Here is a 9,964-nt window from a genome sequence, read left to right as displayed (position 1 = left end):
GGGCGTGGGGCGTCGGGCAGGTCGAAGAGTTCGACGCCGTTCTCGTCGCGGAAGGTGACGAGGCCGGGCCGCAGCCGGTCGAAGACCTCACGCATACGGGTGAGCCCGGCCCACATCTGCATGTCCTTCACCGAGGCCGGTCCGAAGGCGCCGAGGTAGCGCAGCACCGTCGCGTCGGGCGAGGCGGCCGGCTGCGAGGGGCGCTCCAGCCAGTGCTCGGCGGTCGTCAGGGCGACCTGTCCGCTGCGCCCCCAGAGGCCGCGCGGGGTGACCTGGACCAGCGGCAGCCTGCAGCGGGCGGCGACGGCGAGTGCCCGGGGGTCGGCGTCGGGCCAGTGGGGGAGCAGTTCCTCCCGCAACTCCTTCATGGTGCGCGGCCGTTCCTCGACGAGCTCCCTGGCGAGTGAGGTGAGCCGTTCCAGGTCGACCCCCGCGAGGCCGCTGCGGAACATGCTCAGCTCACGGTCGCGCGCGGGCTGGACCAGGGGGCGCAGCGTGAGGGCGTCCTCGGCGGTGTGGGTGTGGATGGTGGAGCGCAGGGTGACGATCCTGACCACCTGGCGGGACTCCATCAGTGCCGCGAGCTCCGCAGGGTCGAAGTCTTCCAGCCGGGAGAAGAGCTGGAAGTAGGGCGGCCGGGTGTTCTGGGCCTGCAGACCCACCAGACGGCTGATGGCGTCCTTCGCCGGGACGGCGGTGCGGCGCAGCAGCAACTGCCGCTCCATCGTGGCTCTGTTGAGCGCGCGGGTGGAGAGCACGGGAGCGTTCTTGGCGGCCATGGTCCGCAGACTACGCGGGCGCCGGCCGGGACGGGCGACACTCGCACGGTCGGCTGCACCACCGGCAGCAGGGCACCGGCCCGCATGATGGGGCGGTGATCAGTGTCCTGTTCGCCGTCCTGACCGCTCTGAGCAACGGCACCGCCTCGGTGCTGCAGCGCCGTGCCGCCGCCGGAGTTCCCGACAGCGAGGCGATGCGCCTGTCGCTGATCGGACATCTGATGCGGAAGAAGGTGTGGCTCGCCGGGATCGGTCTGGTGATCGTCGCCGCCGTCTGCCAGGCGGTGGCCCTGGCCACGGGGCCCATCGCCGTGGTCCAGCCGATCTTCGTGATCGAGCTGCCCGCGACCCTGCTCGTCGCCGGGTTCGTCATGCGGGCCGGGGTCCCGCGGCAGGTCTGGTGCGGGGTGGCAGCGGTGACGCTGGGCCTGGCCCTCGGTATGGCCGCCGCGGCACCGGTCGGCGGAAGCGACGACGTGCAGGGCGCTGCCTGGGTCCCGGCCCTGGCGGCGACCGCGGCCTTCGAGGCCGTGCTGATCGCCGCCGCGCTGGGCACCTTCGGAAACACCCGGGCCGCGCTGCTCGGTCTGGCCGCGGCGTGCGGGTACGCGCTGACGGCCGCGCTGATGAAGGACGCCATGTCGCGGCTGGACGCCGGCGGTGCGGCCGGTCTGCTGACGGCGTGGCAGTTGTACGCCACCGCGGTGGCCGGTGTGGGCGCGCTGTTCCTCCTCCAGAACGCGCTCCAGTCAGGCTCCCTGGTGGCGGTGCAGCCGATGCTGACGCTCGGGGACGCGCTGATCAGCATCACCTACGGGGTGGCCCTGTTCGGGGAGGAGCTGCGGACCGGCTGGTGGCTGCTGCCCCAGCTGACCGGGGTGGCTCTGATCGCCGCCGGCTGTGTCGTCCTCGCCCGGTCCCCGTTGGCGACGGCGGACGCGTCGCCACGCACGGGGTGAACCGCTCAGGGCCGGCCACGCGCCGGGACCTCCTCGCCGGGCGGCACCGGCCCGGGCGGGGTCCCGTCGCCGAAGGGGCGGCCGCCCAGCTGCGCACGGTGGTGCGGGGTCAGCCAGCCCGACAGGTCGGGTCCGAGCGGCACGATGCCGGTCGGATTGATACCGGTGTGGACCCGGTGGTAGTGCTGCTTGATGTGGTCGAAGTCGACGGTGTCGCCGAAGCCCGGGGTCTGGTAGAGGTCCCGTACGTACGCCCACAGGACGGGGTCCTCGGCGAGCTTCGAGCGGTTGCACTTGAAATGTCCGTGGTAGACGGCGTCGAAGCGCACCAGGGTGGTGAACAGTCGGATGTCGGCCTCGGTGATCGTGTCGCCGACCAGGTAGCGTTGTCCGGCGAGGCGTTCGGAGACGAGGTCGAGGCGGCGGAACACATCGACGTAAGCCGCCTCGTACTCGCCCTGTCCGGTGGCGAATCCCGCCCGGTAGACGCCGTTGTTGACGTCCCGGTAGACGCCGTCCATGACCGTGTCGATCTCGTCGCGCAGCCGCTCCGGGTAGAGGTCGGGGGCGCCGGGGCGGTGCAGCCCGGTCCATTCGGTGGCCAGGTCCAGCGTGATCTGCTGGTAGTCGTTGGTGACCAGGGCCCGGGTCGGTACGTCGACGATCGCGGGCACGCTGACACCGCCCGGGTAGCCGTGTTCCCGTGCGTCGTAGGCCTCGCTCAGGTAGGCGATGCCGAGCACCGGGTCCTTGCCGCCCTCGTCGAGGGTGAAGCGCCAGCTGCGGTCGTCCTGGAGGGGGTCGGCGACGGCCAGGGAGAGGGCGCTCTCCAGTCCGAGCAGCCGGCGTGAGACCAGGGCCCGGCTCGCCCAGGGGCAGGCCCGGCTGACGACCAGGCGGTAGCGCCCTGCCTCGACGGGCCAGCCGTCACGGCCGTCCGCGGTGATGCGGTCGGCGAAGTGGCTGCGGGAGCGCTTGAAGGGCTTGTGGCCGTACGAGGTGTTCCCGCCGGGTTCCGGGTCCTCGGTGTCGCTCATGGTGTTCCCTTCCGCGCGTCGGTGGATTCGGGTGCCCCGGAGGGCGCTTCGGACCGTCCTCTTCCCCGCCTGCCCGCCACGACGTCGGCCAGGGCCACGATCAGGCCCGCGAGGACGAACGCGACCGAGACGAGGAGTCCGTGGTCGTAGGCCGCCGCCCAGTCGCCGGGGCCCAGCCGGGCGAAGAAGACCGAGCCGACCGCGGCGATCCCGATGGCCGAGCCGACGCGCTGGCTGGTCTGGAGGGTGCCGCCGGCACTGCCCGCGTTGTGGACGGGGACCTCGGAGAGGGTGAGGGCCTGGTTGGGGGCGATGACCAGCCCGCTGCCCAGACCCGCCAGCAGCAGCGGGGCCGCCATCGCGAGGCCGGCGCCCCTGCCGGGGACCAGGTGTGCGGCCAGCGCGGTGAGACCGAGTCCTACGGCCACCATGGTGAGTCCCACGACGATGAGAGGCCGTCCGAACCGGCCGACCAGCCGGCCGCCGATGCTCGCCGACGCGCCCGCGCCCAGGGCGAACGGGGTGATCGCGAGGCCCGCCTCCAGGGCGCTGTACTGCAGCCCGGACTGGAGATAGAGCGTGCTGATGAAGAAGATCGAGGTGAAGCCGGCGAAGTACATCAGGATCATCAGGCAGCCCAGCCAGAACGACCTGAGCCGGAAGAGCGACAGGTCGAGCACGGGCTGGACGTTCCGTCGCGCGCAGCGGGACTCCCAGGCGACGAACGCCGCGAGAAGGACCGCGGCCACTGCCACGAGCAGCCACTTGCCGTCGCCCGGCCACTGCTGGGCCTGGACGAACGGCAGCAGCAGGGCGAGGACCCCCGCGCCGAGCAGCAGGACACCGAAGGGGTCCAGGTCGCGCGGGCGTACCCGGGTCGCCGACGGGGTGTCGGGGAGCAGTCGCCGTGCCAGGAGGAGGCAGACGATCCCGATCGGCAGGTTGACGTAGAACACCCAGCGCCAGCCCTCCTCGGCCCCGGCACCCTGGATCAGGAGGCCGCCGAGGAGCGGGCCGACGGCGGTGGAGATGCCGACCACGGTGCCGAACATACCGAAGGCGCGGCCCCGTTCGCGCCCGGAGAACATCTGCTGGATCAGCGCGGAGATCTGGGGGGAGAGCAGCCCGCCCGCCGCCCCCTGGAGGAGCCGGGCGATGACGAGCCAGAGGCTGGACTGGGCGGCCCCGCAGGCGGCGGAGGCCAGGGTGAAGAGGGTCAGGCCCGCCATGAACACCGCGCGCCTGCCGCGTGCGTCGCCGAGGCGTCCGCCGGGGATGAGGACGAGCCCGAAGGCGAGCGCGTAGCCGGACAGCACCCACTGGAGGTCGGACTCCGGGGTGTCGAGGCCCTCCTTGATGGACGGCAGCGCCACATTGACGATGGAGACGTCCAGCAGTGTCATGAACCCCGCCACCAGACAGACGGCGAGGGCACGCCAGCGACGGGGGTCACCGGGGCCGGGGCCGGGCATGCCCGTGTCCCGGTGCTCCGTGCTCTCTGCCATGGTCCGCACCCTAGTTCGCGCCCGTCCGGTCATCGTTCCGGGCGCGCCGTGCGGTGGGGTGGCGGTCCCCGGTCGGCGGTGGACGGCGCCGGTCCGGCGTGCCCGGGCCCATCGGGGGTACCGGTCGGTCATGACTGTCGCCAAAACGAGCGTTCTGGTCCTGGACTGTACCGAGCCGCTTGAGCTCGCTGACTTCTACGCCAACCTCCTCGACGCGGAGGCGCGGATCGGGAGCGATCCCGATTTCATCGAGATAGTGGGCAACTCCGGGGTGCATCTGGCCGTCCGGCGCGACCACGGTTTCGCGCCGCCGAGCTGGCCGCGCCCGGAGGACTCCCTGCAGGCACATCTGCGCATCCTGGTGGGCCCTGGAGACATGGACGAGGCCGAGCGCGAGGCAATAGGTCTCGGCGCCCGGCCGGTGGACACGGGGGACAGCAACGGCGGTCCGCGTGACGAACGGGTCTACAACGACCCGGCCGGGCACTCGTTCACGATGGCGGTGTATCCGGCCCTGCCGTCGTCGGCCGCCCCGGCCTCCTAGGGGTGCGTCCCGTCTCCAGGGTCAGCGCCCCGGCCGGTGGGGGCGTTCCGTAGGATCCCAGGGTGACGACGGGGACAGGGACGATGACGGGGACAGGGGCGTGGGCGCCGCCGACCGAAGCGGAACGGCTTCTGCTCGAAGCGGCGGCGGCAGGCGACCGGGAGGCGTTGCCGGCCGCACTGGCCGCGAGCAGGCTCTTCGTGCTCGTCGCCAGGCTGCACGCGGACACCCCCGGATTCGCTCCGCCGCTCACCGCGCAGCCGGACCCCGCGAGGCCGGACCGGATGTGTGTCACGGTGCTGACGTCCGGCATGCTGCCGCCCTGGCATCCCGACTGGGTGTTCGAGGCGGTCGGTCTCGACGAACTCGCACGCCGGTGGCCTGACAAGGTGCGGTGGCTGGGGATCAATCCCGGCACGCCGTACGCGCTCACTGTCGAGGCCGGTGCGGGGCGTCGCCGTGCATGGCTGAAGGCCCACGCGCGGTCCGGTGGCCCGCGGGGCGGCCTGCTGCTGACCCATGCGGCCGGTCCGCTGCACGGGCCGGTCGCACACGGACTGGCCCTCGGCGCCCACCTCGCGGTGCACAACGGTCTCGTCTGGAACGACCTGGGCGCCGCCTATGAGGGATACGCGACGGACCGTGCACGGCTCCGTAATCCCTGGGGTGTGCAGACCCGCGCCGCCTACCGGGAGACCATCGAATCGCTGCTGGCCACCCGGCTGGTCGGCCGTGCCCACGAGTCGGTGCTCCAGATCCGTCGTTCCCTCGCCGTGCGGCTGAGCCGCACCCCGACGGTTCCCGAGTGGTCCGCGGCGGTCACCGCCGAGATGACGCGCCGCCAGTCCACGGCGGAGGGGACGGCCGAGGCCCATGAGGCGCTGCGGCTGGCCGTCACGTACGAGGAGAGGTTCCGTGCGGACGGCGCCCTCGGCGCGGGAATGCGGGTCGACACGCTGGCCGCCTTCGACTACGGGCGGGCGGTCAACGTCGTACGGCTCGCGCTGGGTGCCCGCCTCTGCGATCCGCACGAGGCCGAACAGACCGTGCTGCGGATCGGTGCCCTGGCCAAGCGGGCGTACGGCTCCTGGGCACAGTTCTCCCTGGGCTACTCGCTGACCCGCGTGATGCACTTCGACGCGGACGATCCGTCCGGAGTGAAGTACGAGCAGTCGCTCGCTCAGCACCGCGTCCTGACCCAGGACCCCAACAGCCCCTACCGGAACGTCGCATGGTGATGAACTCGCTGCCTCCCTACCCCGGCAACCCTGCCCACGGCGCTCCCTGGGTGTCTCCGTCCGTGACGGAACACCTGCTGTACGAGGCGGGCGCGCGCGGCGACGCGGAGGCACAACTGCGTGTGCTGGCGGGCGAGCAGCTCTACATCCTCGCACCGAAGGCCGAGGTGGACGCGGCTCCCCACATGGTGACGTGGCGCTCGCACCGGGACGAAGCCGGACGGAGCTGCCGGCCGGTGCTCACCCGGGGGATGCTGCCGCCGTGGCACCCGGAGTGGGTGTTCCACGCCGTGTCCCTCAAGTGGATAGCGGAGTTCGAATGGCGCGACCCCCATCAACTGCTGTCGGTCAACACGGGCACTCCGGCCCAGATCCTCTTCCCCACCACGCCACCGCACCGCGCGATGTGGCTGCGCTACCACGCGGAGAACGACCGCCCCGACAACGACCGGCTGATCGCGTTGCGGCACGGGGCACTGCACGGTCCCCTGGCCTACGGACTGGCGTGCGGGGCGCATCTGGCGGTCGGCAACGGAGTGCCGTGGAACGAGGTCGGCACCGCCTACCACGAGTACTCGTGCGAGCGGGAGACGCTCCGCGACTCCTGGGGCATCACCGAACCGACCGGCTGGCGAAGGCAGTTGGACTTCCTGCTGGACGCCCGGAACAGTCCGGCCGAGCCTGACTTCGTGCTCCGGGTGCGTGAACAGCTCAGGGCCGGGATGGGCGAGCAGCCCTCCGCGGAGCTGTGGCGCGAGACGGCCGCCGGGCACGCCCAGGACATCGGGGTGGGCCACGGCACGGTGAAGGACATCGAGGAACTGGTGCGGCGCATCCTCAGGTACGAGGCCCGGTTCCGCGCCGACGGGCTGCTGCCGCCGGACGGCCGGGTCACCACGACCGTCGCCTACGACTACGGGCGCGCCGTGAACCTGGCCAGGTGGGGGCTGTCCGCCCGTTTCTGCGTGCCGCACGAGGCGGAGCAGGCGATCGTGTACGCCGGTGCGCTGAGCAGGTCGGCCTACCACTCCTGGGAGGACTTCTCGGCGGGGTACGCGCTCGGCCGTGTGCTGCGGTTCGACGGCGAGGACTACGGCGACTACTACCTGAGCAACGTCACGGCGCACCGTCTGCTGACGGAGAGCGAAGGCAGCCCGTGGCGGAACCTCGCCTGGCGCTGAGCCCCCTGCAGTACCTCCTCCGTGCGCACGCCGGCCGCGGCCCGGGTCCGGTGCGGCCGTGTCGCGGGCCCGTACCGGGGCGGCCGGTCAGCGGGCCGCCGCCGTGGCGAGGCCGCTGCAGGGCCCTCGGCGCGGCCGGCCTCGGTGACCGGCCGCGTCGTGGACTGCCGTACCGTCGGCGAACTGTCGGGCGGGCGTGGGGCAATGACGCCCGGAATTAACCTTCAATCTCTTGCCACGACGGGTCTACGCGCATAGTTTTTGGCCCTCACTACACATTTGGGGGCAGTTCCCGTGCACATAGCCAGACCCGGCTCCGCCCTGCTGGCCACCGCCGTCGCCGTGACCCTTTCGGTGACCGCGCTGCCCGCAGCCTTCGCGGCACCGTCGACGTCGGCCGTCATCTCCGAGGTGTACGGCGGCGGGGGCAACTCCGGCGCGACGCTCACCCGTGACTACATCGAGCTGGCCAACGCCGGCCAGAGCCCGTTCGGCCTGTCCGGCTTCAGCGTCCAGTACCTGCCGGGCACCCCCTCCGCCGGATCGCTGTGGCAGGTCTCCGCTCTGTCCGGCGCCGTCGCGCCGGGTGGCCGCTACCTCGTCGCGCAGGCCGCGGGCACCGGCGGCACGGTGGCCCTGCCGGCCGCCGACGCGACGGGCACGGTCGCGATGTCGGCGGCCAGCGGCACCGTCGCGCTCGTGTCCGGCACCACCCCCCTCACCTGCAGGACCGCGGCGGACTGCGCCGCCGACACCCGGATCGTCGATCTCGTCGGCTACGGCTCCGCGGTCGTGCGCGAGGGCAGCGGCCCGGTGACGGGCGCCTCCGCGACCGCCTCCGTGGCCCGGGGCACGTCCCTGGCGGACACCGATGACAACGCCGCCGATCTGACCGCGGGCACCACGACACCCGTCAACGCGGCGGGCGAGACCTCCGGCGGCTCCGGGCCGGGCGAGCCGGGCGGGCCGACCGAGCCCGGCACAGTGCGGTCGCACGACATCCAGGGCACGACCCGGCTCTCCCCGCTGGTCGGGCAGTCGGTCACCGGGGTGCCCGGCGTCGTCACCGGCGTACGGACCACGGGTTCGCGCGGCTTCTGGATCCAGGACACGGCGCCGGACAACGACGCCCGTACGAGCGAGGGCCTGTTCGTCTACACCGGCTCGGCGGCCCCGGCGGTCGCCGTCGGCGACTCGGTCCTGGTCAGCGGCAAGGTCGCCGAGTACTACCCGGCCACCGGTGCCCAGTCGCTCACCCAGATCACCGGCCCGCTGACCACGGTCCTGTCCTCGGGCAACGCCCTGCCCGAGGCGTTCGTCCTTGACGCCGCCTCGGTGCCGGACGCCTATGTGCCGACGGCCGGAGGCGGTTCGGTCGAGGCCCTCGCCCTGGACCCGGCGGCGTACGCCCTGGATCTGTACGAGTCGCTCGAAGGCACCCGCGTCACGATGGCCGACACCCGGGTGACGGGCGCGACGACCGCGTACGACGAGGTCTGGGTCACGGTGAAGCCGCAGGAGAACCCGACCGGGCGCGGCGGCACGCTCTACGCCTCCTACGAGGACCAGAACACCGGCCGCCTCAAGGTGATGTCGCTGAACGCCGCGCAGCCCGTCCCGGTCGCGGATGTGGGCGACGTGCTGTCCGGCTCCACCACGGGCGTCGTCGACTACGCGTCGTACGGCGGCTACAACGTGCAGGCAACCGAGCTGGGCGCGCTGAAGGACAACGGCCTGCAGCGCGAGGTGACGCGGAAGCAGAAGCGCAAGGAGCTCGCCGTCGCCACGTACAACGTGGAGAACCTCGACGCGGCGGACACCCAGGCCAAGTTCGACACCCTCGCCCAGGGCGTGGCCGTCAGCCTCTCGTCCCCGGACGTCGTGTCCCTGGAGGAGATCCAGGACGACAACGGTGCGGTGAACGACGGCACCGTGGGGTCCGAGGCGACACTGAAGCGCTTCACCGACGCGATCGTCGCCGCGGGCGGCCCGCAGTACGCCTGGCGCTACGTCGCACCCGAGAACGGCAAGGACGGCGGCGAGCCCGGCGGGAACATCCGTAACGTCTTCCTCTTCAACCCCGACCGGGTCGATTTCGTGGACCGCCCGGGCGGCGACGCGACCACCGCGGTGCAGGCGCTGAAGACGAAGAAGGGTGCCACGCTCTCCGTCTCGCCCGGCCGGATCAATCCCACGAGCACGGCCTGGGACAGCAGCCGCAAGCCGCTGGTGGGCGAGTTCCGCTTCCGCGGCGAGCCGGTCTTCGTCATCGCCAACCACTTCGCTTCCAAGGGTGGCGACCAGTCCCTGCACGGCCGCTACCAGGAGCCGGTGCGGAGCTCGGAGACGCAGCGCGTGCGGCAGGCGGAGGAGGTCAACACCTTCGTCACGTCGCTGCTGAAGGCGGACAGGTCGGCCCGGGTCGTCACGCTTGGCGACCTGAACGACTTCGCCTTCTCCCCCACGATGAAGGCGCTGACCAGTGGCAAGGTGCTCAGGCCGCTGATCACGACGCTGCCCGCGGGTGAGCAGTACAGCTATGTCTACGACGGCAACTCGCAGACGCTGGACCACATCCTGACCAGCCCCGCGGTCCGCCGCTTCGACTACGACGTGGTGCACATCAACGCGGAGTTCGCCGACCAGGCGAGCGACCACGACCCGCAGATCGTGCGGATCGACGTGAAGGGCCAGGGCCACCAGCACTGACAGACCCGGGTG

General features: G+C 72.0%; 8 protein-coding genes. 5 read left to right on the top strand and 3 right to left on the bottom strand.

The genetic code is table 11. The annotated features are described in order from the left end of the window. Window positions 1-779, bottom strand: a 779-nt coding sequence (locus tag BFF76_RS24455; RefSeq protein WP_141695652.1) for a winged helix DNA-binding domain-containing protein, incomplete at its 3' end; no start/stop codon positions are given. Between the two features lie 95 nt (window positions 780-874). Here BFF76_RS24455 and BFF76_RS24450 point away from each other — a divergent pair. Further along, window positions 875-1,738, top strand: coding sequence for a DMT family transporter (locus tag BFF76_RS24450; RefSeq protein WP_065849074.1), 864 nt, complete (start codon window positions 875-877; stop codon window positions 1,736-1,738). Window positions 1,739-1,743: 5 nt separating this feature from the next. On the opposite strand, the gene BFF76_RS24445 is transcribed toward BFF76_RS24450, so the two are convergent. Further along, the gene (locus BFF76_RS24445; protein WP_031099747.1) at window positions 1,744-2,775 is read right to left on the bottom strand and encodes a glutathione S-transferase family protein; all 1,032 of its coding nucleotides are present in this window, start codon (window positions 2,773-2,775) and stop codon (window positions 1,744-1,746) included. After that, entirely contained in the window at window positions 2,772-4,280 is a 1,509-nt protein-coding gene (locus tag BFF76_RS24440) for an MFS transporter (protein WP_065849073.1), read from the bottom strand. The genes BFF76_RS24445 and BFF76_RS24440 overlap by 4 nt, the downstream gene beginning before the upstream one ends. A 130-nt stretch (window positions 4,281-4,410) precedes the next feature. On the opposite strand from BFF76_RS24440, the gene BFF76_RS24435 reads away from it, so the two are divergent. The 4 genes from BFF76_RS24435 (at window position 4,411) to BFF76_RS24420 (ending at window position 9,952) form a co-directional block, all read left to right on the top strand. Next, a complete protein-coding gene (locus tag BFF76_RS24435) occupies window positions 4,411-4,824 on the top strand; it encodes a VOC family protein (protein ID WP_031099751.1) in 414 nt (137 codons plus the stop codon). A 62-nt stretch (window positions 4,825-4,886) separates the two neighbouring features. Then, a complete protein-coding gene (locus tag BFF76_RS24430; protein WP_381824224.1) occupies window positions 4,887-6,062 on the top strand; it encodes a DUF1266 domain-containing protein in 1,176 nt (391 codons plus the stop codon). Continuing rightward, window positions 6,062-7,243, top strand: a complete 1,182-nt coding sequence (locus tag BFF76_RS24425; RefSeq protein WP_199831505.1) for a DUF1266 domain-containing protein — start codon at window positions 6,062-6,064, stop codon at window positions 7,241-7,243. Before BFF76_RS24430 ends, BFF76_RS24425 begins: the two co-directional genes overlap by 1 nt. Before the next feature lie 294 nt (window positions 7,244-7,537). Further along, complete coding sequence (locus BFF76_RS24420; RefSeq protein ID WP_065849072.1) at window positions 7,538-9,952, top strand: endonuclease/exonuclease/phosphatase family protein; 2,415 nt, start codon at window positions 7,538-7,540, stop codon at window positions 9,950-9,952. The last annotated feature ends 12 nt before the right edge of the window (window positions 9,953-9,964 follow it).

Source organism: Streptomyces mutomycini (genome assembly GCF_001700505.1).
Lineage (GTDB): Bacteria > Actinomycetota > Actinomycetes > Streptomycetales > Streptomycetaceae > Streptomyces > Streptomyces mutomycini.
The sequence above is the reverse complement of the archived record's forward strand: the minus strand, read 5'-3'. Positions and strand labels throughout refer to the sequence as shown.